Source organism: Gloeomargarita sp. SKYB120 (genome assembly GCA_025062155.1).
GTDB lineage: Bacteria > Cyanobacteriota > Cyanobacteriia > Gloeomargaritales > Gloeomargaritaceae > Gloeomargarita.
The window spans coordinates 39,214-63,307 of record JANXAM010000012.1 but is presented as its reverse complement, the minus strand read 5'-3'; the positions used below and the strand labels follow the sequence as shown (position 1 = coordinate 63,307).

The following is a 24,094-nucleotide window of genomic DNA, read 5'->3' as shown; positions in this document are numbered from 1 at the left end:
CGGTGGTTTGTGTCGTTCCACTACGAGCTTGAACCGCAGCCCACGCCGAAGAAAATAGACGTTGTCGGGGTTGACCTGGGGAGTCGGAAGCTCGCGGTGCTTTCGAGTGGTGAAGTCTTTGAGAGTCCCAGGGCGCTTGAGCGGTCCTTGAGAAGGCTCCGCTTGTGGCAAAGAAGGCTTAGCAGGCGTGTTAAAGGGGGTAAAAATCGTGAAAAGGCTCGACTCCGGGTAGCAAAGCTACACTACCGCATCTCCTGTCTGTGTTCGGATGCCATCCACAAGCTAACGACGGCCGTTGCCAAGAACCACGAGACGGTTGTTGTGGAAGACCTGAACGTGCAGGGAATGTTGCGGAACCGGTATCTGGCGCGTACCATCTCAGACCTTGGTCTGTATGAAATCAAGCGGCAGCTGGAGTACAAGTGCCGGCTCTACGGGAGCCAACTGGTCGTTGCCGACCGCTGGTTTCCATCGAGCAAGTTGTGCTCCAGGTGTGGCCACGTCCACACGAAATTGGGTAGTAGTGAGTTGTTCGTTTGTCCCCACTGCGGGTTCAGATGTGATCTGAACGCGGCCATCAACCTGCGGAACCACTACTACTCAACCGCGGAGAGTCCAGCCGTGGCTGCCTGTGGAGCCACCTCTGGCGGCGGAACGTCTGATGGCGGTCTACGAGCCATGTGTGCGATGAAGCAGGAAGTTGGCACTGGTGAGCCATCACTGGATAAGTCCAACAGGCTTGCACTGAGTGCAAGTTCCAGCGTTGATCAGCGATGATCAGCGGTTTGGAAGCGGTGTGGCCCCGTCTCTGGTTTTCCTGTCATCTCTATGACAAACTAAAGCAGCTCAGCTATAGTATGGTTTAGGCATTCTCTCACTCCATAACAACACGTTCATTATATGACAATCTTAAACGGCTTAGTCTACATAGCACTACCTCTCACCGTCACTTTCCACTAAATTTGGCTAGTTGTAACCAAGTGGAAAGGACAGTTAGAAAACCCCGTCAGGAAGCTAGTTTTACCCCACGCCGTAGCCTGGATTTGAACCAGGGACAGACCGCTTAGAAGGCGGTTGCTCTATCCCCTGAGCTACTACGGCCTGATCTTCAGTTTACAAAACCCGATGGGGCTGAAAACACCTGGAGAATCAGCCAAGCATCCAAGGGCAACAGGATCAACACGCACAGTCCAAGGGCAGCATACATCCAGGGCTGAGCAAGAGGTTTGATGTCAGCGGTGGGCAAGCCTGTGTGGCGGCTAATGGTGTCGAGCAGGCGCCCAAAACCAGCAACCCGCATGGGGATCAGGTAGGCTTGACCGCTGTGGGTCACCAGGTAATGCACCCGTCCTCCCTGTCCCGTCGGTCGGGTGTGAAGGCGTTGGATGTCTGTCCAATTCACCCGCCAGCCCGACGCCAACCAACTCGGCACCCAGGCGGGATAAGTTATGCGCAATCCCTGGTGGTCTGCCTGTACCTGCTGGCTCAACAGGCCGTGTATCCCAACAAATCCAGCAATCAACCCCACTCCTAGCCCCCAAGCTACCAGCGGTAGTCCCTGCAACTGGGCGAGAAACGGCAAGGGCGTTAACAAGGTCCAGTACAGGCCGTACAGGGAGTAACGCACCAAGGCCGAAATTTGCCAAGTCTGGGGCGATGCGGTTGACGGATTATGCATGGGGAAATCGCTCATAGTCCTACCTTAGCTGGCCAGAGCCCGCTGCAGCCACCCTCGTAAAGCCCGCCGCAGGGTCTCTAAGCCGATGCGTTCCCGCGCAGCAACGTAAAGCGCATGGGGATAGGATTGATGGGCGCGCTGGAGCGTGTCGCTGTCCACCTGGTCAATCTTGTTAAACACAATCCAAGCAGGCGCCGGTACCGGGGACATCCGCGCTAAGCAGGCTTCCACAGTGGCAATTTGCGCTTGCCAGTTGGGATGGGACAAATCCACCACGTGCAACAGCAAATCCGCCTCCGTCAATTCCTCTAGCGTCGCCTGGAAGGCATCCCAAAGGGTCGGGGGCAAGTTTTCGATAAAACCCACCGTGTCGGTCAGAACCAGAGGTTGGGGATGGTCGGCCAACACTAGCCGGCGACTGGTAGGGTCCAACGTGGCAAATAACTGATCCGAGGCATAGACGTCGGCACGGGTCAGGGCATTAAAAAGTGTGGATTTGCCGGCGTTGGTGTAACCCACGAGCGCCACGGTTGGGACCTGCCGCCGCAACCGCTGCTGCCGGAGTCGCTCCCGGTGTTGCCGCAACTGTTCCACCTGTTTTTTTAGGTAGGCAATCCGGCGTTGAATGGTGCGCCGCTCGGTCTCCAAGCGGGTTTCCCCAGGCCCACGGGTGCCGATGCCACCGCCTAGACGGGAAAGCGCTTGCCCCTGGCCAGTCAACCGCGTGAGCCGGTACTGCAACTGGGCCAATTCCACCTGCAATTTCCCCGCCTGGGAACGGGCTCGCTGGGCAAAAATGTCCAAGATTAACTCGGTGCGGTCCACCACCCGCATTTCCAACTCGCGCTCCAGGTTGCGCACCTGCGCTGGCGACAAATCCCCGTTGAACACCACGACGTTGACCCCCTGCAACCGCCCGACCCGCCGGACTTCTTGAATTTTCCCAGCCCCCAGTTCCGGGCGTCCCTGGAGAACAGTTGCCGCTACCGTCGCTCCGGCGCTGGTGATGAGACGCTGCATTTCCTGTAAACCCGCTTGAAACGCCGCATGGGTCATTCCCACCGGTCGCACCCCCACGAGAATCACCCGCCGGTCGTTAGTTTCTGCCGCTGGTTGGGCTTCCGCCTGCCGCGCCTGTTCCGTCTCCTGCAATTGGGCCAACCAGTTCTCCTGCGCTAGGGTGGTGACCGCCAGCGGCCCGGTCAAGACCCACGTCGTAGGTCCCGGATAGGCCCAATAAGCTGAACGGTCGTACAGAGATACCAGGGCGTCCCACCGCTGTTCCATCAGGGTGGTCAAGTCCGCTGTGCTCGGCGCCTCCGGCGACAAACGGGTACTCAAACAGCGCCACCCCGACAACCGGCCGGCCCCGTAGCGCGGGAGTTCGTACAACGGCACGCGCGTGCTCTCTGGTGTCCCGACCGCTACCCGCAAGACCTGCCCCCGCCGGTTGACATAGACGCACACCGGTGCTTCCACCAGCGTGGTCACTTGCCACAGGCGTTGGGCACATTCTGGCGTAATCAAAACATCCTGCGGCAGGCGCACCCGATACAAGCGTTGCAACTGACGAAGCTGAGTTGGTTTTAAGCCGCGAAGGTCTCCGTAAAGACGCGCTCCTGCCAACGGCAATGACACCATAGGGGATTTAAAGTTAAATATAGTCAATCCCAATGACGACAGCAAGCGCGGCGCGCCATGACGCCAGACATCAGTCCCGAATTCGTCACCCTGTGTCAAGCGCAGTTGGAGCTACTAGGACAGTTATTTCAGTTGGCCCGCTGCACGGTCTATGTGCGACAGACAGGCGACGAGTGGTCCTTCAAGCCCGTGGCTACCTACCCCCAGACCCAGACCGCCTTGCCCGATAGCCCCTATTCCGCCGTTGACCGACCGGAACAACTAGTTTTGCCGCTGCTCCAGGGGGAAATGCTTCTGGGCTTGCTGGTGTTGTTGCGCCCTGGCATCAGTTGGCGTCCTTGGGAACAGGAACACCTACAGCGGGCAGCCCAAGCGCTGGCTTTAGCCTGGAGCCTCGAACAACAACGGCAACAGTGGCACCAGCGCAGTCAAGCCCTAGTCCAAGGGCAGGCCCAAACCCAAGAGCTGCTAGCGACCGTTTTGCACCAGTTGCGCAGCCCCTTGAGCGCCCTCAAGACCTTTGCCAAGTTGTTGCGCCGGCGGTTGACAAACCCCAAGGACCAGGAAGTGGTGACGGGGATACTGGCCCAGACGGAACGGATCGAGGAACTGCTGTTGCGTTTGGAACCCACCGCGTCGCCACCGCTATTACCCGGTCAGTCACCGCCGCTTTTGTTGCCAGCGTTGTCCCTGGCACCTGTCGCCGTCGCATCCGTTCTCAACCCGTTACTCACCGCAGCGGCCTGTGCAGCCCAGGAACGGGGGTTGACCCTGGAGGCGCTGCCTGTCCCCGCCGATTTAACCGTTCGCGCTGATGCCCAAGCCCTGCGGGAAGTCGTGAGTAACCTGCTGGATAACAGCCTAAAATACACCCCGGCGGGAGGGCGGGTCGAGGTGGGGGCGCAAGCCGTCGGTGACCAAGTGGTGGTCTGGGTTGCGGACGACGGCCCCGGCATTCCCCCCGAAGAACAGGAGCGGGTCTTTGAACGGCACTACCGGGGGAAACAAACGGCCGGCACTACGCCTGGCGATGGCCTGGGATTGGCGGTGGTCAAGGAGCTGGTGACTCAGATGGGCGGGCGGGTCGTGCTGCTGAGCCCTCCAGGGACGCGCCTGGAAATCTGGCTGCCTAACGCCGGTCAAAGTTGAATTTGCGCGGGCGAGGTGGTCGTTCTCTGTCCGTTTCCGAGGGCGGGCGACTGGGACGTTCAAACCGAGGTCGTTGGCGTTCCGGTCGCTGGGCCTGCTGCGCTTCGGCGGCTTTGCGGGCCTCCCGCGCCTGGGCAATTTTGTCCAGCACCTCCTGGGGCACCTTTTCAAACAACAGGGCCGGCAAGGCGTACTGTTCATCTCCCCAGGCTTTGCGGCAGGCCAAGGTGGCCATGGGTTGCCCGTTGGACTTGATGTAAAGGGATTTCACTGTGAAAATGAACTTAGCCCCCTTTTCGTTGCGGAACCAGACCGGGTCTCCTTCCTGAATCCCCAGTTGGTCAAGTGAAAGCGGCTTCTTCGGCATGCAAAATGTACTCCCAAATGGTCCAGGCCACGACGCAGGTTACTTCCTTTCTACAGCATTCTAACCGACTTGCTTGGGCTAGGCATGGACCTTGCCACTGATAGTTGGATAAGTGCCCTTCTGGAGCGAGCCAAACGAGCCGGTGCGGCGGCGGTGCAGATTCACCTGGAGCACCACCAGAGCCAACCGGTGCAGTTTGAGGCCAACCGGCTGAAATCCCTAGAGCGCAGCGAATCCCAAACGGTGGCGTTATGGCTGTGGCGCGACGGATGCCCCGGTGTAGCGGTGGCTGCTGGACCGGTGTCTCCCGACTGGCTGGTGGAAAAGGCGCTGGCGGTGGCCGCTCTACACCCCCCCGAACCACCGCGTTTAGTCGCTGGCGGCGTGCAGCAGTTTCAAGACCAGCCCCCGGCGCCTGACCCCCACGACTTGATTCCCTGGGGCGAGGCGGTGATCGCTGGTGTCCGCCAGGCGTTTCCTGAAGTGCTCTGCAGCGGTGGGTTGAGCTGGCAGCAGTCGTTTACCCGTTTGGTGAACTCGGAGGGGCTGGATTACAGCTACCGTGCCGGTGCCCTGGAGGTGGGCATGGCCTGCGAATGGGTGCGCGGCGACGATTTTTTGGCCGTTGGGGAGCACCTGCGCCTGGCGACCTTGAGCGACCCCCAACCCCTGGTGGACCGGCTGTGCCAGTCATTGACTTGGGCGCGCCAGAATGTGCAGGGACTTTCAGGACAATGGCCTGTGCTGTTGACGCCCAAGGCCGCCGATTTGCTTTGGGAACCGGTGCAGGCAGCGCTCAATGGCCGACAGGTCCTGGAGGGGGCCTCTCCCTGGGCCGATAAACGGGGTCAGCTTGTCGTCCATCCCTGTCTCACCTGCCGGCAGGACCCCCATCTTTCCCTGCACGGTTGTCCCTTTGACGATGAGGGCGTGTTGACCCAACCGCTGACTTTGATTGAGCAGGGTGTACTCACCCGCTTTTACACCGACCAGTACACAGCCAGTCAATGGGGGGAAACCAGCACTGGCAACGGCTTTCGACCAGGGTTGACCCGCGCGCCCTTTCCAATGCTGGTGAACTGGTGGGTGCAGCCGGGGACGCTGACGGACCAGGAGCTGCTGCAACAACTGGACAAGGGCCTGCTGGTGGACCAGGTGTTAGGGGGCGGCGCCGACATTTCCGGGGATTTTTCCGTGAATGTGGACCTAGGCTACTGGGTGGAGGGTGGGGTGGTGCAAGGCCGCGTGAAAGACACGATGATCGCCGGCAATGTGTACGATATTTTGCAGGCGGACATGGTGGTGGGTGCAGCCGCAGCGTGGCAGGACGACACCTTCAGCCCGCCCCTGGTGGTCCAACGGGTCACGATTACCAGCGCTTCTTGACCAATGACAATCAACATGCGTCTTACTCCAGCGGCCCTTGGAGCGCTTCAGCAGTGGCAACGCCGGACGGGTCAAGTGGCAACTCGCCTGCGGCTGGCGGTGGTTCCTGGCGGTTGTGCCGGTTATGCCTACCATTTGGCTCTGGAACCCCTGGACCAAGCACTCCTGGACACCGACCTCGTTGCTGAAATGGCTGGGATGCAGGTAGTGATGCGGCGGGAACACCAACCCCTGCTGGCGGGTCTCACGCTGGACTACACGGAGGACTTGGTGGGGGGCAGTTTTCGCTTCCAGAATCCCCAGGCCCGGCGCACCTGCAGTTGCGGCCACTCCTTCAGCCTGACGACCGAATGACCATCAGCGAGAAATAGGATAGGTCCAAGTCGGGGTAAGCCCGTAGATCGCTGTAGATTTTTTGGTGGGGCCAGCCCACCCACTCCACTACATAGCTGCGGGTCAACAAATCCTGGGTCTGCAACCACCGCCAGATGTCCCGGTAATAACGGGCCATTTTCAACAGGACCACCACTTCGGCGCTGGCGCAGGCGTCTGCCAACTGCTCCAGGTGATACAGAGCCGGCACCACCAGCAACCGTTCCTGCTGTTGTACCAACGGCATCCCTAGCGCTGCCGCCGCCGCACAAGGAGAACATACCCCTGGAATCCAACGCCGGGGAATGTCCGGCGGCAAGTAACGGGTCAGCATCCCAAAAGTGCTGTAGAACGTGCTATCCCCCTCGCAGACAAAGGCCACGTCCAGGCCCTGTTGCAGGGGAACCAAAAGCTGGGCAATGGCTTGGCGCCAGCGGGCCTCTGTCAAGGCCGGGTCGCTGCTAAAGGCCAATTCCAGTGGGAGAAGCTGAGTGCTGGCGGGCAACCAGGGTTGAACGATCTGGGCTGCGATACCCAGGTCTGGTTTCGACCCCTGGGGCACCGCAACCACCGGCACTTGCTGCAGGAGTTTCCAGGCTTGGATGGTTATTTGCTCAGGGTCGCCGGGGCCGCAGCCGACCCCGTAGAGCGTTCCTGGCATTTACCCGACCCAGCCCCACCATACCAGCAGGATAAGCAGGGCGCCTAACGCCAGGGGAACAAAGCCATTGCTCTGGGCCACGGAACGGGGCGGCGGCAGGTCTTCCTCTGGTGGTTTCACTTTTTTCGGTATCCCCACCCGCCAGGGGACCGCTGCTTCCTCGGTTAGCAAGGGAATTCGATTCACCCATTCTGACCGCCGGCGCAATCGGGGCGCCTCCAGGATGTAGAGCACTTGCTGGCTTTGCTGACGGACTTTCGGGTCTGGGTGGGTGGTCAACTCCCGGCACAGGTCCCTTGCCAGCCCCCACTCCTGCAGCGCTTCGTAGGCCATCGCCAGCCAAAGTTTAATCTGCGGGTCATGGGGCTGCGCCTCTAAAGCCGATTTCAGCGCCGTTACCGCTTCCCGATAGCGCCCTGCTTCCATCGCCCGCAGGCCCTGCCGGTAGGCGTCGGTCATACCCTAGAACCCGTTGCGCCCCCAGACCACCAGGGCAATCGAAAACGTAAAACTTACCATCAAGGCCACCCAAGCCAGAGAGATGATATCCATCGCGTTTGCCCCACTCGATTGTCACCCAGTTTACCAAAAGGCATACCGTAGCTGTGAGAAGCCGCCCAACTCCCCACCGCCACGGTATTCCCGTCAGACCTAGAACAAGCCCAATGTCAGGGCCTTATCCAAGGGCAACGTCGCCCCAATCCCCAGCCAAATCGTCACCAGCGTCCCCACCAAAAACACCGTGGTCGCCAGCGGTCGCCGGAAGGGGTTTTGGAACTTGTTGACGTTCTCGATAAAGGGCACCAGCGCCAGACCCACCGGCACCGACGCCATCGCCAGCACCCCTAGCAGCTTGTTGGGCAGGATGCGCAGCAACTGGAACGTGGGATAGAAATACCACTCCGGCAGGATTTCCAAGGGTGTGGCAAAGGGGTCACCCGGCTCACCGATCATGCTGGGGTCGAGCACCGCCAAGCCGACAATGCAGGCAAACGTCCCCATGATCACGATGGGGAAGATGTACAGCAAGTCGTTCGGCCAGGCCGGTTCCCCGTAGGAACTATGACCCAGACCCTTGGCCAGTTTCATGCGCAGTTTGGGGTCGGATAAATCCGGTTTTTTGATATTGGACATAGGACTCTCCTTGCAGATGGGATTAGCCTAACACAGCGTCAGCTTATAGGGGGCCAGAAATGCCCTGTTTGCGAATCATTAAAAAGTGCATCAGCATGAACACCACCGTCAACCAGGGCAGGACAAAGGTGTGGGCGCTGTAGAAGCGGGTCAAGGTTCCCTGGCCCACCGCCACGCCCCCGCGCAGCAGCTCCACCAGCATCGGACCGACCACCGGAATCGCCTCCGGCACACCCGTCACAATCTTGGCCGCCCAGTAGCCCACCTGGTCCCAGGGCAGGGAGTAGCCGGTGACCCCAAACGACACAGTCAGCACCGCCAGCACCACGCCCGTAACCCAGGTCAACTCCCGGGGTTTTTTGAAGCCGCCGGTCAGGTACACGCGAAATACGTGCAGGATCATCATCAGCACCATCATGCTGGCCGACCAGCGGTGAATCGAGCGGATCAACCAGCCGAAATTCACCTCGGTCATGATATAGGCCACTGAGTTAAACGCCTCCGCCACCGTGGGCCGGTAGTAAAAGGTCATGGCGAACCCCGTGGCGAACTGGATTAAAAAGCAAGTCAATGTAATGCCACCCAAGCAGTAAAAGATATTGACATGGGGGGGTACATACTTGCTGGCAACATCGTCAGAAATCGCCGTCAAGTCCAAGCGTTCGTCGAACCACTTGAACAACGGAGAGTCGGTTACTTGTTTGGTAAACATAAGTGCAGTATCTCAAACAGTGGGTGCGGGTCAATACCCCGTTTGTTTACATCCTTTAATGTACCGCAAATCCCTGGCGTCTGGTATCCAACCCCATCCCGGGCGAAACTGGGTTAAGATAGGTCGGATAGGACATTGGGGGCGCGGATTGCATGTCTGTTGTGGCGGCGATTGGGGTTTTAGCCCTGCTGGTTCTGGTGCATGAGCTGGGGCATTTCCTAGTAGCGCGGCTCCTGGGGATACGGGTGAGCCAGTTTTCCCTAGGGTTTGGCCCGGCCCTGTGGTCCTACCAGGGCAAGGAGGTGCAATACGCAGTGCGGGCAATTCCCCTAGGGGGATACGTGGGATTTCCCGATGACGACCCCAATAGTCCGATCTCTAGTCAGGACCCCAACCTGTTGCGCAACCGCCCGATTCAGGACCGCGCCTGGGTGATGAGCGCTGGTGTCCTGGCCAATCTGGTGTTCGCCTACGTTATCTTGACGACCCAGGTGCTGACCGCTGGCCTACCCCAACTGGTCTATCAACCGGGCGTGCGGGTGCCCCAGATTGCGGTGGAAATGAGTCCGGTCGCCCAACGCGCCGGCTTGAAAGCGGGCGATGTCATCGTGGCGGTGGACGGAACCCCTCTCCCAACCGGCAAAGCCGCTGTGGACCACGTGGTGCAGACGATTCAATCCCGTCCTAATCAACCCGTTCGGCTGGAGCTTCAGCGCCAGGAAACTCGCTTGACGGTGACGGTGGTTCCCGAATTGGCGCCCAGCGGTCGTGGCCGGATTGGTGTGCAGTTGCAAGAAAATGTTCAGGTACAGATACGCCATGCGCGCCATCTGTGGGACGGCATTGGGTTGGGAGCGCAGGAGTTTTACCGATTGCTAAGCAGTACGTTGCGCGGCTATTGGGAACTACTGCAGCATTTCCAACAAACCGCCGACCAGGTTGCCGGACCCGTGGCCATTGTGGCCATGGGAGCGGGGTTGGCGCAATCAGGCTGGGAGAACCTACTGCAGTTTTCCGCATTGATTAGTATCAATCTGGCGGTCATCAACATCTTGCCCTTGCCAGCGTTGGATGGGGGTCAATTACTTCTACTGGGAATTGAAGCCCTGCGCGGTCGTCCCTTGCCTCCCAAGCTGCAGGAAAGCGTTGTGCAAACAGGGCTGCTACTCCTGCTGGGGTTGGGCGTTTTTCTGATCATCCGCGATACGGTGCGCCTAGTCGGCTCCTAACCAAAGAGAAATCCCCGCAGCCAATGCCAGAAGTCCCGCAGCTTGCACTCCCAGAAATACAGTGTTTCATCCAACCAGCGCAGCAGTTGCTCGAGCCAGTGGGGTTCGTAACTTTCCACGACGGAGGGAACTTCCAGGGTGGGTTCAGGCAAGACAGGTGAGGGGGCAATGATGGGTAAGGGTCGGGCGGGCGTCGCACCAGGCAAAGATTCCGGTTTCGGAGCAGCGCCCAGCAAGGGAAAACGCCGGAGTTTTTGCCAGAGTTTTTGTAGCCATTGCCGCCAGGAGGGTTTGGGTGGCGATGCAGTGGTCAGGGTACTGGTGGCTAGCGCCGGTGGCGCCGGCGGTCGAAACCACAACCAGCGCAACCACTGCCAGAGTTGATGCCAGCCTTGGCCTAGCCGGTGTTGTATCCCCAATAACCACGTCAATAACCAGCTGCGGTAAACCATGACTTCGGCCCATGGGGGATAAACCATCCTTTTATTATGACACCCTATGCCCCCGGCCTGCTGTAACCTTGTTAACTCCGCTAGCCCTTGAGACCAGCAGTGGCGATCCCCTGTAGCAGCGCCCGTTGCCCCCACAAAAAGAGCACGACAATCGGGAGCGTCGCCAGAACAATAGCCGCCATCAAAACTGCCCAGTCGCTGGTGAATTGCTCCTGCAAACCGGCCAACGCCAACTGCACCGTGCGCAGTTCGGGACGAGTGGTAAACACCAGCGGTTTGAATAAGTCATTCCATTCCCCGATAAAGGCCAGCAATCCCACCGTGACCAGGGCTGGGCGCGACAAGGGCAAGATAATTTCCCATAAAATTTGCCAGGGTTTGGCCCCATCAATCATTGCCTGGGCTTCGAGTTCCACCGGAATCGTGAGAAAGTATTGGCGCAGTAAAAAAATACTAAATCCACTGGCGCTACTGGGTAGAATTAAGGCCCATATCGTGTTGAGTAACCCCGCCGTTTTCAGGATGAGAAAAACCGGGATCACCAGCACCGGCAACGGCACTACAATACTGGCAATTACCAACGCCAAAACCAGGTTTTTCCCGGTGAACTGGTAGCGAGCCAGCGCATACCCGGCCAGCACTGAAGTCAAGCCTTGAGTGATGACCACGCCGACCGCTACAACCGCTGAAACGATAAAAGCCGGTAAAAGCTGGGCTTGTTGCCAGGCAGAGACGTAATTTTGCCAGTGCCATCCAGGACGCAATGACGTTTGCACCACCACCCATCCCGGCCAGAGCACCACGATTGCCCCTAGTCCCAACACCAGCGTGCTGAGCCACAAAAGCAGTCGGGATGGAGCTAGTTGAGCTGAACCGACCCAGGGAGTGTTCATTTCACCTGCGACATATCAACCCGATAAAAATTCCATACTCCTTATATCCTGGGACAACTGAAATACATACCAACCGGGTTTGGTGACTTGACTTACAAAAAGTTGGTGCTGACCTTTGCCTGGTTTAACCAGTCGCTCTTGCGCATCCCCATCGGCTGCAAACTTGATAAATTTCAGGTTCATTTCTTGGTAAGTGTCAATGTAGAAATCAAAGACATACCATCCCGGCGACAGGGCATTCAAAAAGACTTGGAGCTGAGCGGCGTTGCCGGCAAGGGTGGCGCTGTTTTTATAGGGAGCGACGTATTCAGGTAGAAAAAAACCGAGAAAAGCCTTGTCGGGAATGACGGAATTGGCAACCGTTAAACTAATCGGCGAACTCAAATCCAGGCTTTGCAGGGTTTGTGGGGGAACCTTGGGCTTGAGCAACTCCCTGACCAAGTTCAACTTCACCGGCATCGCCAAGGGCACAAAGGGGGTTTGATTTTGCCGACGGACTGCCCGTTCTATGCCTATGGGCCGCAACTGGAAGGGTACCAGCTCATTGGCAGGGTCAAGCTCGCTAGCACGGTTAAAACTGGCCATCGCATGGTCGGGCGCTCCCGGTGGCTTTCCTGCCAGTATAGAGCCAAAAAGCCGGTTTTTCGCCTGTGCTAGACTGGACGTGATGTCTTTGTCAAACACAAGAGCCATGGGCCAAAAGCGGCGGTTGCTGGGGCTACGGGCAGAGCAGTTTCGTCACCCGCTCGACCGGGAAGCCACTCAGGCGTTGCAGCGAATTCCCGGCCTGGACATGCTAATGCGATTGACCCTGGGGACGGCGGCTCAAGAATGGTTCTATCTGGAAAACATGGCCAGCGCTGTGCAGGTGGGGGTTCGTCAATTGCCCTGGCTGTATGAATTGCTGCAGGAAGCCTGTCGTATTTTAGACATTGATGTACCGCAGTTGTATGTACGCCAGCACCCCCAACCCAATGCCTATACCCTAGCAGTCAAGGGCCACAAACCGTTTATTGTGCTGCATACGAGTCTAGTGGAGCTGTTGACGCCGGCGGAGATTCAGGCGGTGATGGCCCATGAACTGGGACATTTGAAGTGTGAGCATGGGGTGTACTTGACGCTGGCAAATTTGCTGGTGCTGGCGGCGGGACAGATTCCCAACTGGGGATTGTGGTTGGCCCAGGGGTTGCAGGCGTCATTGTTGCAGTGGCTGCGCTGTGCGGAGTTGAGTTGTGACCGGGCGGCGTTGCTGGTGGCTCAGGATGTACAGGTAGTGGTGAATGTGTTGATGAAGCTGGCCGGTGGTTCGCCGAGTCTGGCCGGGCAATTGAACGGTGAAGCATTCTTGGCGCAGGCGCGGGCCTATGACCAGCAGGGGTGGAATTGGCTGAAGCTCACCCGGTCGTTGCCCTTGACCCATCCCGTGCCGGTGTTGCGCGCCCAAGAGATTGACCGCTGGAGCCAAAGTCCCGAATACCGGCAATTGCTGGCGGCTGGTCATGAGGCGGAGTAAAAGCTAGTTCGGTTGCGGTTATCGTCAGTGGGTGGGTTAGGGAGAGATGTTGACGATTGAAAGCCAGTTGGAGCGGTTACGGCAGTGGGCGGCGAGTGCTGAAGAAGGCGTCTTATCCCTGTATGCTGATGTCAACCCTGCCAAACCGGAAAACGCCAATGGCGCCTGGTTCAAACGCATTGACCAAACCTTGAAGCATCTGCCGGAGATTCGGGACCGTCACGGGAAACGGGACCAGCCATTGTACGACCAGGTGTATGCCCTGTTGGAGGCTGAATGGCCCCACGCTCGTACCCTTGCCCTTTTTGCCTATCGGGATGGGCATGGCCATCTCCATACGGAACGGTTAGATTTGCAGGTGGAGTTGCCGGTGGTAGATTTGCGCCAGGGACGGGTGGAAGCACGTTACGGTGCGCCCTATTTCACCCCCTTGTGGCTGGCGGTGGATGAGTACGAACGCACGGGAATTTTGCTGCTCGAAGGAGCGCGCTGGCGATTTTTTGAAGTTTTTTTGGATGAAATTCGGGAAGAAGACGAGTTATTGACAGGTATCAGCCAAGACGAGTGGCAACAACTCCAGACCTTGAGTGAGCGAATTGCGGCAACCTGGCGGGCGCGTTCGGCTACCCCGGGCGGGCGCTGCGATAAACTTTCGCTCCAGGAACGCACGGCGGCGCGGGTAGATGCTTGGTTGCATGCGTTTTATCACCGGCTGGCGCATCTGCTGGAACAAACCGTCGAACGGTTACGGATTGGGCGGTTGGTGTTGATCGGTGAGCACTGGCAAACAGGACATTTCGAAAGTTACCTAAGCCGGCGGTTGCAGCAACGGGTGGTAAGCCGGTTGCCCCTGTGGCCAGAAGCGCATCAGGAAGCGATTGACCAAATCTGGCGGCGGGTGGAACCGGTGCTCTGCGAGGTGGAGCGGCAACAGGAACTGGCGCTGTTGAACCAAGTGCAGGAACAGCCCGGTTTGTGGGGCATTGACCCGGTGTTGGATGCGCTCCAACTGGGACGGGTACGGCGCTGGATTTTGCCCTGGTCGTTGGATATTACGGTCTGGCGCTGTCCCGAAGACGGGTTTGTGGCGGCAACGCCGGAGATTGCCCAGGTGGTGTGTGCACAGCCGGAAGCAGTCGCTCTGCGGGAGCACGTCCTAGCGCTGGCAGCGAGCTACGGGACCGAACTGGAATTTGTGCGGGGCGCAGCGGAGGAGCGCTTACTCAAAGAGATGGGCGGGATGGCGGCCCTGCTGCGCTGGTAAAGCTGCGGCTGGCAGGTGAAAAAAATTAGGCTAAACTTAAATAAATGTAAAAAATCGCAGGACTGGGGCAGGGGTCGTGGGCCAGCAGTTGGGTGTTCTATTGCTGAATTTAGGGGGGCCGGAAAAATTAGAGGATGTACGGCCGTTTCTTTACAACCTGTTTGCGGACCCGGAAATCATCCGGTTGCCGTTTCCCTGGTTGCAAAAGCCGCTGGCCTGGTTGATTGCTGCGATGCGTCACCGGCGCTCTTGTGAAAACTATCGCCGGATTGGTGGCGGGTCGCCCCTGCGCCGGATTACCGAACAGCAGGCCCAGGCTCTAGAGCAGCAATTACACCAGATGGGTTGCCCGGCGCGCGTCTATGTGGGGATGCGTTACTGGCACCCGTTTACGGAAGAGGCGTTGGCGGCCATGGAACGGGATGGGATTAAAAAACTGGTGATTTTACCCCTGTATCCCCACTACTCCATCAGCACTAGCGGGTCGAGCCTGCGGTTGTTGGAACGGCTGCGCCAGGCAGGTACTTATTTATCTCAGGTTGAACACACGGTGATTCCCTACTGGTACCAGCGCCGGGGTTACATTGAAGCGATGGTTGATTTGATTCGTCAAACGCTTGACGCCTTGCCGGCGCCTGAGCACGTCCATTTGTTGTTTAGCGCCCACGGCGTCCCCCGCAGTTATGTGGACCAGGAGGGCGACCCCTACCAAACGCAGATTGAAAAATCGGTGGAACTCATCGTGCGAGCGCTTGACCGTCCCAATGACTACACGCTGGCTTACCAAAGTCGTGTGGGACCCGTAGAATGGCTCAAACCTTACACAGAGGATGTGATTCCAGCGTTGGCGGCTCAAGGGGTGCGGGATTTGCTGGTGATTCCCATCAGTTTTGTGTCGGAGCACATTGAAACGTTGCAGGAAATTGACCAGGAATACCGGGAGTTGGCTCACCACAGCGGGATTATCAACTTCCACCGGGTGCCCGCGCTCAATACCCATCCCCGGTTTATTCAGGATTTGGCCGAGGCAGTGATAGAAGCCGTTGCAGCGCCACCGGTGTTGCTCAACCAGGTCATTAACGTCCAAAAACCGGTGAAGATTTACCCCCAGGAGCGCTGGGAATGGGGCCTGACGCCGACGGCGGAGGTCTGGAATGGGCGCTTGGCGATGCTCGGTTTTTTAGCTTTGCTGGTCGAGTGGATTACGGGATGGGGACCGTTGCATCTGGTGGGTTTGATGCGGTGATTTAAGATGGGAGTGGTACAGAGGCTAGCCCCATGAGCAGTCCGATTACGCTGGAAACCATTGCTGAAAACGTTGCTCAAAACACGCGGCAAATTGAAATCCTAGCCCAACAGGTGGGAACGTTAGTCCATCAGTTGGAACAGACCAACCAGCGGGTAGAGTCACTTGCCCAGCAGGTAGAACAGACCAACCAACGGGTGGAATCACTCGCTCACCAACTGGAGCAGACCAATCAGCGGGTGGAGTCACTTGCCCAGCAAGTAGAACAGACCAACCAACGGGTAGAAACCATCGCCCGAGACCTATCCGAACTGCGGGTGGAAGTGACGAAGTTCAATGACCGCATGGAAACCTATCAAAAGGCCAATGACCGGCTAGTCCATCATCACGGGTGGTACGGTGGCTTTGATTGTGGGCATGATTCTATTGATCATTCGCGCGGTCTAGCGTTGATGTTGGTCGGTTGGCTCTAGGATGACCTGTGCTTCTCTGTGTCAATACCTAGCGCAACTCCCCCTGGTGCAAACGTGGGCGCAGTCCCTGTCTTCTGAACAGCCCCTGGTGCTGGCCGGTTTACCCCGCTTGGGAAAGGTGTTGTTGGTCAGCGCTCTGGCCCGCCTTGTCTGTCAACCGTTACTGGTCATCACAGCCAATTTAGAGGAAGCAGCCCAGTGGACGGCCTTGGCAGAACAGATGGGGGAGTTGCGAGTGGGCAGTTATCCCACGACGGAAGCCTCGCCCTACGAACCCTTTGACCCTGAACCGGAGGTGCTATGGGCACAATGGCAAGTGCTCCGGGAACTCCAAACAGGCCAGCCCCCTGCCGTCTTGGTCACCACTGACCGGGCGCTGCAACCCCATCTCCCTCCGGCATCCATCTTCGACTCCATCGGCCTTACCCTGACCAAAGCTAGTTGCCCCTCCCTCGAGGACCTGAGTCAAAAACTCACGGCGCTGGGCTATGAACGGGTGGACCAGGTTGAAACCGAAGGCCAGTGGAGCCGGCGGGGAGACATTGTGGATGTCTATCCAGTGACCCAGGAGTGGCCTATTCGCTTGGAGTGGTGGGGCGATGCGCTGGAAACGCTGCAGGCGTTTGACCCCCAAACCCAACGCCCCTTGACGCCCCTTGACCAGGTGTGGGTCGCACCGGTGGACTATCGCGCGTTGGTGCGCTGGCAACTGCCAGACCTGGTGCCCGATTTGACGGGTTACCGACGGTTTTTGGGACAGGCGTTTCCCCAGATGGATTCCCTGCTGGCCTATCTCCCGGCGCAGGTGCTGGTGGTGCTGGATGAACCGCTCCAGTGTCAGCAGCACCACCAGCGCTGGTGGGAACATGCCCAAGAGCAATGGCAACCCGACACACCGCTCCAGCACTGGGATTGGGAGACGCTCCAAACCCGACTCGCGTCCTACCGACAAATCCACTGCTACGAATGGAGTACCGGCGCTGGCATCAACCTAGAAACTCGCCCGATTCCCCGGCACCCGCATCAATTTGCTCCTTTGGCGCAATTCATCCGGCAACAGCGGGAACACTGTCGCACGTGGATTTTGTCAGCCCAGCCCGCGCGTTGCGCCGCCGTGCTCCAGGAGCACGATTGTCCGGTGCAGGTGGTGCCCAATGCCCAGGACTTAGCGGCGATTGAACGTTTAGGGCGAGAGCGGATGCCAGTGGTTTTGAAATACAGCGGTCTGGCAGAACTGCAGGGCCTGTGGCTCCCCCGATTGGGGCTGTTGGTGGTCACGGACCGGGAATTGTTTGGGCAACACCGGCTCGGCTCACCGACATTGCAGCCCCGTCGCCGCTCGACCCGCTCCCTGACGCTCGACCCCAACCGGCTGCAACCGGGCGATTATGTGATTCATCGGCATCACGGCTGTGGGCAATTTCTGGGTCTCGAACGCTTGCAGGTGGGGGACCAAACGCGGGAGTACCTGGTGTTGCAATATGCCGATGGCCAATTGCGCGTGGCGGTGGACCAGGTGGGGGTGCTGTCGCCCTATCGCGGCGCCGGGGGTGCCAAACCGGAATTACACCGCTTGGCCAGCAAAGCTTGGGAAAAAACCCGCGAGAAAGTCCGCAAGAGTTTGAAAAAACTGGCGGTCAATTTGCTAGAACTCTACGCCAAACGCGCCGCGCAAACCCGCCCGCCCTATCCCCCTGATACGCCCTGGCAACAGGAGTTGGAAGACTCGTTCCCCTACCCCTTGACCCCCGACCAGGCCAAGGCCATTCAAGCCGTCAAAGCGGACCTTGAATCGCCCCGGCCCATGGACCGTTTGATTTGCGGCGACGTGGGGTTTGGCAAGACGGAGGTGGCAATCCGGGCGGCCTTCAAAGTGCTGATGGCGGGCAAACAGGTGGCGTTTTTAGCCCCCACGACGGTCTTGGCCCAGCAGCATTACCACACCCTCAAGGAGCGCTTTGCCCCCTACCCCATTCACGTTGCTCTGCTGAACCGGTTCCGCAGTCCTCAGGAGCGCAAGCAAATCATCGCCAAGCTCAAAACCGGTGAAATTGACTGCGTGGTGGGAACGCACCAGGTGCTGAGCCCTGAAGTTCAATTTCGGGATTTGGGACTGCTGGTGGTGGACGAGGAGCAGCGCTTTGGGGTCAACCACAAGGAAAAAATCAAGGCGATGAAGACGTCGGTGGACGTGCTGACTCTAACCGCCACACCGATTCCCCGCACCTTGTCCATGGCGCTTTCGGGGTTGCGGGACATGAGTTTAATCAACACGCCCCCGCCTTCCCGCCGCCCGATCAAAACCCGTCTGGTGCCCTACCAGCCAGAGACGATTCGCGCCGCCGTTGCCCAGGAACTCGACCGGGGCGGACAGGTGTTTTACGTGGTGCCGCGCATCGAGGGCATGGAAACCACCGTCGCCCAGCTTCGCCAGATGTTCCCGACCGCGAGAATCCTGGTCGCGCATGGGCAGTTACCCCCAGAGGAATTGGAGGTAACCATGCTGGCGTTTAGCAACGGCGAGGCGGACATCCTGGTCTGCACCACCATCGTGGAATCGGGGCTGGACATTCCCCGCGTCAACACCATCATTGTGGAGGACGCGCACCGGTTTGGGTTGGCCCAACTCTACCAACTGCGCGGTCGGGTGGGACGCACGGGAGTGCAAGCCTATGCCTGGTTGACGTTTCCAGGAAATGAACAGCTCACCGATGAAGCCAAGGCCCGCTTGCAGGCCATCCAAGAATTTACCCATCTGGGTTCTGGCTACCAACTAGCGCTGCGGGACCTGGACATTCGGGGAGCGGGCGACCTGCTAGGGCCAGAGCAATCGGGACATATTGCCGCTGTTGGATTTGACCTGTACTTGGAGATGTTGCAGGAGGCCCTCGAAGAACTGCGGGGCCGCCAGATTCCCACAGTGGATGACACCCAAATTGATTTGAACGTGACCGCCTTTATCCCGGCCAGCTACATGCCCAACGTGGAGTTGAAATTGCAAGCCTACCGCGACCTGGCCGCTGCCACAACCCAGGCCGACATTGACCAGATCACTAGCGCCTGGTGCCGTCTGTACGGTGAACTTCCCCCGCCGGTCGAGCAGTTGGTGCTGGTGATGCGGGTGAAATTGTTGGCCCGACAAATGGGCATCCGGCGCATCCGTCCCGAGGCGCCCCACGTGATTTTGGAAACTGGCATGGCGGAGCCGGCCTGGCAGGAGCTGTTACGGCGGCTGTCTCCCCAGTTGCATTCCCGCTTCGTCTATCGCCCTGGCAAAATTACGGTGCGGGGCCTGGCAACCTTGCCACCAGGACAACAGTTGGCCCAACTGCACCAGTGGTTCCAGCAGATGCAGGCCTAGGCGGTTGTACCGGTGAGCTTGCGCCGCTGGGTCACCCGCGTATAGGCCTCGATCACGTCCCCTTCCTGCCAGTCCTGGAAATCCTGACAGCCCACCCCGCACTCAAACCCGGCGGCCACTTCCCGCACGTCGTCCTTGTGCCGGCGCAGGGAATCTAGCGTGCCTTGCCAGACCACCTGGCCGTTGCGCCGCACCCGCATCAAACAGTTGCGCTGGAGCTTGCCAGATTGCACGTAGCATCCGGCAACCACCCCCTTGGCGAGACGGAACACCGCCCGCACTTCCGCTTGACCTAAGGACTCTTCCACCAGTTCTGGCTCCAGCAGCCCCTCCATCGCCGCCTGGATATCCTCCAGCAGGTTGTAGATGATGGTGTACTCGCGGATGTCCACTCCTGCAGCGTCTGCCGCTTTGCGCGCCCCAGGGGCCAGGGTGGTGTTAAAGCCCACAATCACCGCCTTGCTAGCCGCCGCCAGGTCTACGTCCGTTTCAGTGATTTCTCCCGGCGCCGCCAGCAGAATCCCCAGTTGCACCTCCTGCTGGGGCAGTTGCTTCAGGGCATTGACAATGGCCTCAACAGACCCCTGCACGTCCGCCTTGAGAATCAAATTCAGTTCCTTGAGCTGGCCTTCGTGGGCCTGCTGCGACAGTGTCCCCAGGGTAATCTGCCGCTGGGCCAGTTGCCGATTGCGTTCCTGCTGCGCCCGTTCCTCCGCCACCGCCCGCGCCTGTTTCTCATCGCTGTAGACCTCAAACTCGTCCCCAGCGATGGGCACCTCCGTCAAACCAGAGACCTCCACTGCCGACGAGGGGGGCGCCGCTTCTAACCGTTGACCACGGTCGTCCACCATCGCCCGCACTTTCCCAAAAACCGCTCCGGCCACCAGGACATCCCCCACTCGCAAGGTCCCGTTTTGCACCAGTAGGGTCGCCACTGGCCCCCGCGTACGGTCGAGATGCGCCTCAATCACCGTGCCTTTGGCCGGACGGTCGGGGTTGGCGTACAGGTCGGACACCTCCGCCACCAGCAACACCATTTCCAATAGGGTGTCCAGGTTTTGACCCTTCAGGGCACTTACCGGCACCATGATGGTGTCGCCGCCGTACTCCTCCGGCACCAAACCGTACTGCATTAGCTCATTCTTGACGCGCTCCGGCTGGGCACCTTCCTTGTCAATCTTGTTGATGGCCACAATGATGGGCACTTTAGCCGCTTGGGCGTGGCGAATGGCCTCAATGGTTTGGGGCCGCACCCCATCGTCCGCCGCCACCACCAGGATGGCAATATCGGTCACCTTGGCACCCCGCGCCCGCATGGCCGTAAACGCTTCGTGGCCCGGCGTGTCCAGAAAGACGATGCGCTTGGTCGTGCCTTCGTGGGGGACATCCACGTGGTAAGCGCCAATGCGCTGGGTAATGCCCCCCGCTTCGCCCGCCGCCACTCGCGTTTTGCGAATTGCATCCAGCAGGGTGGTTTTGCCGTGGTCCACGTGCCCCATGACGGTCACCACCGGTGGGCGCCGTTGCAGGTTCTCTAAGTCGGCGGCCTCCAGCATCTCCGTTTCCTTGCGGGCGGCGGTGCTGGTGTCGGTCTCCGCCGTAATAACTTCGACCCCTAGCTCTCGGCAAACCAGTTCGATGGTGGGCAGGTCGAGGGTTTGGGTGACAGTGACCATCTTGCCCTTGAGAAACAGGGTTTTGATGATCTCAGTAGCTGGCACCACCAGTTGTTCCGCTAACTGCTGTACGGTCAGGCTACCGGTCACCTCGATGAACTCGGGCTTTGTAGGTTCTGGCGGTGGTGGCGCCGTGACTCGGGCCGGCAACGGTTCAGGACGGTGCGGTTTGGACGGTCGGGGTTGGGGTTTCACCGTCACTGGACTGGTGGGTTTAGGTTTGGGCGGCCGCATCAGGTAAATGCTGGCGGTGCTGTGGGCTGGGTCTGGGCTGCTACTGCTGGTGGTCTCCAGTTCCAATAGGTCCAAGTCCTCGTCATCGTCAAAGTCGCGGCTCCGCTGGCGGCGTTTGCTCTTGAAGGCGGCGCTGAGCTTGGCTTTTTCCCGTTCTTCATCGGCCAATTCCACTTCCCGGTCCTTGCGCTTGGCCGGCGCTTTGCTGTCGGTTTTGACCTTAGGCGGAAACAACACCACCTCCACCGTGCTGGGTTCTGGTTCAGGACGGACCGGCGGGGGCGTTTCCCGCCGCACGGGAGCCACTGGTTTACTCGGCGCTTCCGGGCTTTTCAAAATCGGTCGCTGGGGCCGTGGTTGAGGTGGCGTGGGTCGGGGCGTTTCTCGGCGCAGCGGTGCCTCGGGCTTTTCAGGTTTACTAGGTGCCGACGTTGGCGCCGCCGGCGCTTCCGGCTTTTGTCGGTAACTGTAGCTGCGAATTTGCAGTTCTTTGCTTTTGGGTGGCGTCGGTTCGGCGGGCTTGGGGGCTGCTTGGCGAGAAGCGGGACGCGCTGAACTGAGACGGCTCTGCTGGGCTGCGCGGCGAATCCGGTCCGCATCCTGCTCGCTGATTGTGCTGCTACAGGTCTTGTAGGGGACCTGCAGTCGGTCGCACAGCTCCAGTACCGACTTGTTGTCCAAGTTCAGTTCGCGGGAGAGGTCGTAGATGCGGATACGGTCGTTGCTCATGCCCAGCCGCCCTGATTCGCGATAATAGGAAAGTCACCAGCTTGAGTCTCTGTCTATTGTAAATCCTGGCCGTTCTATGCCGTTGTCCCCTGTGCAGTGGTACCCCGGTCACATGGCGCGGGCGGTTCAGGCGCTTCGGGAACACCTGCAGCGGGTGGACGTGGTGGTGGAGGTACGGGATGCCCGGATTCCGGCGAGTAGCACCCACCCCCTGTTGCAGCAGGTGGCCGCCAGCGGTCTGGTAGTGTTGAACCGGCGGGACCAGATTCCCCCAGCGGTCGGTCAACAGTGGTTAGCAGCGCTCCAAACCCCGGAGCGGCCCGTCCTGCTCACGGAAGCTCGCCAGGGACAGGGACTAGAGCAACTCCGGCGCGCCCTAGCGCAGGTGGGTGAGCGCGTGAACAGCCGTCGGCAACGTCGGGGAATGCTCCCGCGTGCCGTGCGGGTCGCAGTCGTGGGCTGTCCCAACGTAGGCAAATCTGCCCTCATCAATCGCCTGCTGGGCCGACGGGTGACCGCCAGTGCCGCTAAGGCAGGAGTCACGCGGCAATGCCAGTGGGTGCGCCTGGGCGGCGATTTGGAACTCTTGGACACGCCAGGTCTGTTACCCCCCCGCCTGGACGACCAGCAGGCCGCCGTGCACCTGGCAATCTGCGACGACATCAGTGAAGCCGTCTACGACCACGCCCTGGTCGCGTGCGCGCTGTTAGTGCGGCTGTGGGAATTGCCATCCCAGGCGCGCCAGCCCCCTGACGGTTTACAGCGACGCTACCGGTTGGATCCACAGGCCCATACGCCGGAAAGTTTCCTAGCCGCCCTAGCCGAGCGGGACTTCCGAGGCGACCTGCACCGTTGTGCCCAAAAACTCCTGCAGGACTTCCGCCAAGGGTTTCTTGGCCAAATTGCCCTAGAGCTGCCCCCCTAGACCAAACAGGCGGTCACATCCCGCAGCAGCGCTTCCCGGTCCAGGTCCCGCCCGATAAACACCAGTTGATTCTGCGGGGGAATGGGCCGGTCGTCCACGTCTAAGCTGTAGCGCTTGCCGCTCAGTTGAAAGATATAGCGCAAGGTACTCCGGTCGAACCACAAAATCCCCTTGGCCCGAAACACCGTCGTCGGCAATTGGTCCGTCAGGAAAAACTGAAACTTTTCCAAATTGAAGGGCCGGTCGCTGGTAAAAGACACCGCCACAAACCCGTCGTTTTCCAAGTGATGGGAATGGTGGTGGTGCGCATGGTCATGGTGATGCGGCCCTGACGACGTCTGAAGTTGGTCATGGGGCGATTCCACCCCCAGGATCAAGGGCAACGGCACCTTGCCGTAGGTCACAGGGAGAATCCGCGCCCCCGCCTTCATCTCGCCGATGCGCTGCGATAACTCCTGCACCCGCTCGGGGGTCACCAGGTCAATTTTGTTGAGCAAAATGATATCCCCATAGGTCAGTTGACTCAGGGCCGCCTCGCTGTGGAAAAGGTCGGGGGCAAAAGCCGACGCATCCACCACGGTCAAGATCGAGTCCAGCCGGGTCAAATCCCGCAGTTCTGTCCCCAAAAACGTCAAGGCAATCGGCAAGGGGTCGGCCACCCCTGTCGTTTCCACCACCAGGTAATCAACCCGTTCCCGCCGCTCCAGGACGTTATATACCGCCTCCACCAGGCTGTCGTTGATGGTGCAGCAGATGCAGCCATTGCTCAGCTCAATCATTCCCTCCTCTACTGCCACCAGCAACTGGCTGTCAATGTTGATGTCGCCGAACTCATTCACCAGCACCGCCACCCGTAAATCCTGCCGGTTTTGCAGGATGTGGTTGAGCAACGTCGTTTTGCCACTGCCCAAAAATCCCGTGATGATGGTAACCGGTAACCCCCGTTTGGGCAAGGTCACATCCATTCCTGCGGTCATGGCCCCCTACCTGTAATAATGA

Annotated in this window: 24 protein-coding genes and 1 tRNA gene; 11 read left to right on the top strand and 14 right to left on the bottom strand. The window is 59.3% G+C overall.

Annotated elements, in window-relative coordinates:
- A partial coding sequence (locus tag NZ705_06245) for a transposase (GenBank protein MCS7292561.1) occupies positions 1–777 on the top strand: 777 nt, incomplete at its 5' end.
- Positions 778–1,028: 251 nt separating this feature from the next.
- Here NZ705_06245 and NZ705_06240 read toward each other — a convergent pair.
- The 3 genes from NZ705_06240 to hflX all read right to left on the bottom strand — a co-directional run bounded on the left by NZ705_06240 (position 1,029) and on the right by hflX (position 3,244).
- Positions 1,029–1,101 (bottom strand) — tRNA-Arg (locus tag NZ705_06240).
- 7 nt (positions 1,102–1,108) lie between these two features.
- Positions 1,109–1,678: a hypothetical protein gene (locus tag NZ705_06235; GenBank protein MCS7292560.1), complete on the bottom strand. Its 570-nt coding sequence runs from the start codon at positions 1,676–1,678 to the stop codon at positions 1,109–1,111.
- 24 nt (positions 1,679–1,702) lie between these two features.
- Positions 1,703–3,244, bottom strand: coding sequence for a GTPase HflX (gene hflX / locus NZ705_06230; protein MCS7292559.1), 1,542 nt, complete (start codon positions 3,242–3,244; stop codon positions 1,703–1,705).
- Positions 3,245–3,376: 132 nt separating this feature from the next.
- On the opposite strand from hflX, the gene NZ705_06225 reads away from it, so the two are divergent.
- Positions 3,377–4,468, top strand: coding sequence for a HAMP domain-containing histidine kinase (locus tag NZ705_06225; GenBank protein MCS7292558.1), 1,092 nt, complete (start codon positions 3,377–3,379; stop codon positions 4,466–4,468).
- On the opposite strand, the gene NZ705_06220 is transcribed toward NZ705_06225, so the two are convergent.
- The gene (locus tag NZ705_06220) at positions 4,449–4,835 is read right to left on the bottom strand and encodes a hypothetical protein (GenBank protein ID MCS7292557.1); all 387 of its coding nucleotides are present in this window, start codon (positions 4,833–4,835) and stop codon (positions 4,449–4,451) included. The two genes, NZ705_06225 and NZ705_06220, sit on opposite strands and share 20 nt — an antisense overlap.
- Positions 4,836–4,919: 84 nt before the next feature.
- On the opposite strand from NZ705_06220, the gene NZ705_06215 reads away from it, so the two are divergent.
- Both NZ705_06215 and NZ705_06210 read left to right on the top strand, forming a co-directional pair.
- Positions 4,920–6,221: a TldD/PmbA family protein gene (locus NZ705_06215; protein ID MCS7292556.1), complete on the top strand. Its 1,302-nt coding sequence runs from the start codon at positions 4,920–4,922 to the stop codon at positions 6,219–6,221.
- A 3-nt stretch (positions 6,222–6,224) separates the two neighbouring features.
- Positions 6,225–6,575, top strand: a complete 351-nt coding sequence (locus NZ705_06210; GenBank protein ID MCS7292555.1) for an iron-sulfur cluster assembly accessory protein — start codon at positions 6,225–6,227, stop codon at positions 6,573–6,575.
- Here NZ705_06210 and NZ705_06205 read toward each other — a convergent pair.
- The 5 genes from NZ705_06205 to NZ705_06185 all read right to left on the bottom strand — a co-directional run bounded on the left by NZ705_06205 (position 6,556) and on the right by NZ705_06185 (position 9,100).
- On the bottom strand, positions 6,556–7,254 hold the full coding sequence (locus NZ705_06205; protein MCS7292554.1) for a precorrin-2 C(20)-methyltransferase: 699 nt from the start codon (positions 7,252–7,254) through the stop codon (positions 6,556–6,558). The genes NZ705_06210 and NZ705_06205 overlap by 20 nt on opposite strands.
- Positions 7,255–7,713, bottom strand: coding sequence for a tetratricopeptide repeat protein (locus NZ705_06200; GenBank protein MCS7292553.1), 459 nt, complete (start codon positions 7,711–7,713; stop codon positions 7,255–7,257).
- Positions 7,714–7,716: 3 nt separating this feature from the next.
- Positions 7,717–7,806: a cytochrome b6/f complex subunit VIII gene (locus NZ705_06195; GenBank protein MCS7292552.1), complete on the bottom strand. Its 90-nt coding sequence runs from the start codon at positions 7,804–7,806 to the stop codon at positions 7,717–7,719.
- Positions 7,807–7,905: 99 nt separating this feature from the next.
- Positions 7,906–8,388, bottom strand: a complete 483-nt coding sequence (gene petD, locus NZ705_06190; GenBank protein ID MCS7292551.1) for a cytochrome b6-f complex subunit IV — start codon at positions 8,386–8,388, stop codon at positions 7,906–7,908.
- 43 nt (positions 8,389–8,431) lie between these two features.
- Positions 8,432–9,100 (bottom strand): cytochrome b6, encoded by a 669-nt coding sequence (locus tag NZ705_06185; protein ID MCS7292550.1) that lies wholly within the window; start codon positions 9,098–9,100, stop codon positions 8,432–8,434.
- Positions 9,101–9,252: 152 nt separating this feature from the next.
- Here NZ705_06185 and rseP point away from each other — a divergent pair, with 152 nt between their 5' ends.
- Entirely contained in the window at positions 9,253–10,329 is a 1,077-nt protein-coding gene (gene rseP / locus NZ705_06180; GenBank protein MCS7292549.1) for an RIP metalloprotease RseP, read from the top strand.
- Here rseP and NZ705_06175 read toward each other — a convergent pair.
- From NZ705_06175 to NZ705_06165, 3 genes are all read right to left on the bottom strand, one after another.
- The gene (locus NZ705_06175) at positions 10,326–10,781 is read right to left on the bottom strand and encodes a hypothetical protein (GenBank protein ID MCS7292548.1); all 456 of its coding nucleotides are present in this window, start codon (positions 10,779–10,781) and stop codon (positions 10,326–10,328) included. The genes rseP and NZ705_06175 overlap by 4 nt on opposite strands.
- A gap of 80 nt (positions 10,782–10,861) precedes the next feature.
- A complete protein-coding gene (locus NZ705_06170) occupies positions 10,862–11,674 on the bottom strand; it encodes a carbohydrate ABC transporter permease (GenBank protein ID MCS7292547.1) in 813 nt (270 codons plus the stop codon).
- A 15-nt stretch (positions 11,675–11,689) separates the two neighbouring features.
- Complete coding sequence (locus NZ705_06165) at positions 11,690–12,259, bottom strand: hypothetical protein (protein MCS7292546.1); 570 nt, start codon at positions 12,257–12,259, stop codon at positions 11,690–11,692.
- Positions 12,260–12,365: 106 nt separating this feature from the next.
- Between NZ705_06165 and NZ705_06160 the strand changes: the two genes are divergently transcribed.
- The 5 genes from NZ705_06160 to mfd all read left to right on the top strand — a co-directional run bounded on the left by NZ705_06160 (position 12,366) and on the right by mfd (position 19,531).
- Positions 12,366–13,187: a M48 family metallopeptidase gene (locus NZ705_06160; protein ID MCS7292545.1), complete on the top strand. Its 822-nt coding sequence runs from the start codon at positions 12,366–12,368 to the stop codon at positions 13,185–13,187.
- 46 nt (positions 13,188–13,233) lie between these two features.
- Positions 13,234–14,451, top strand: a complete 1,218-nt coding sequence (locus tag NZ705_06155; GenBank protein MCS7292544.1) for a VLRF1 family aeRF1-type release factor — start codon at positions 13,234–13,236, stop codon at positions 14,449–14,451.
- A gap of 76 nt (positions 14,452–14,527) precedes the next feature.
- Positions 14,528–15,697 (top strand): ferrochelatase, encoded by a 1,170-nt coding sequence (hemH, locus tag NZ705_06150; protein MCS7292543.1) that lies wholly within the window; start codon positions 14,528–14,530, stop codon positions 15,695–15,697.
- 32 nt (positions 15,698–15,729) lie between these two features.
- Positions 15,730–16,170 carry a hypothetical protein gene (locus NZ705_06145; protein MCS7292542.1) on the top strand — a complete coding sequence of 147 codons (441 nt, stop codon included), beginning with the start codon at positions 15,730–15,732 and terminating at the stop codon, positions 16,168–16,170.
- 1 nt (position 16,171) lies between these two features.
- Entirely contained in the window at positions 16,172–19,531 is a 3,360-nt protein-coding gene (gene mfd / locus NZ705_06140; protein ID MCS7292541.1) for a transcription-repair coupling factor, read from the top strand.
- Here mfd and infB read toward each other — a convergent pair.
- Entirely contained in the window at positions 19,528–22,170 is a 2,643-nt protein-coding gene (gene infB / locus NZ705_06135) for a translation initiation factor IF-2 (GenBank protein MCS7292540.1), read from the bottom strand. The two genes, mfd and infB, sit on opposite strands and share 4 nt — an antisense overlap.
- 76 nt (positions 22,171–22,246) lie before the next feature.
- Here infB and ylqF point away from each other — a divergent pair, with 76 nt between their 5' ends.
- Positions 22,247–23,095 carry a ribosome biogenesis GTPase YlqF gene (gene ylqF, locus NZ705_06130; GenBank protein ID MCS7292539.1) on the top strand — a complete coding sequence of 283 codons (849 nt, stop codon included), beginning with the start codon at positions 22,247–22,249 and terminating at the stop codon, positions 23,093–23,095.
- On the opposite strand, the gene NZ705_06125 is transcribed toward ylqF, so the two are convergent.
- A complete protein-coding gene (locus NZ705_06125) occupies positions 23,092–24,072 on the bottom strand; it encodes a GTP-binding protein (protein ID MCS7292538.1) in 981 nt (326 codons plus the stop codon). The genes ylqF and NZ705_06125 overlap by 4 nt on opposite strands.
- Positions 24,073–24,094 lie beyond the last annotated feature (22 nt).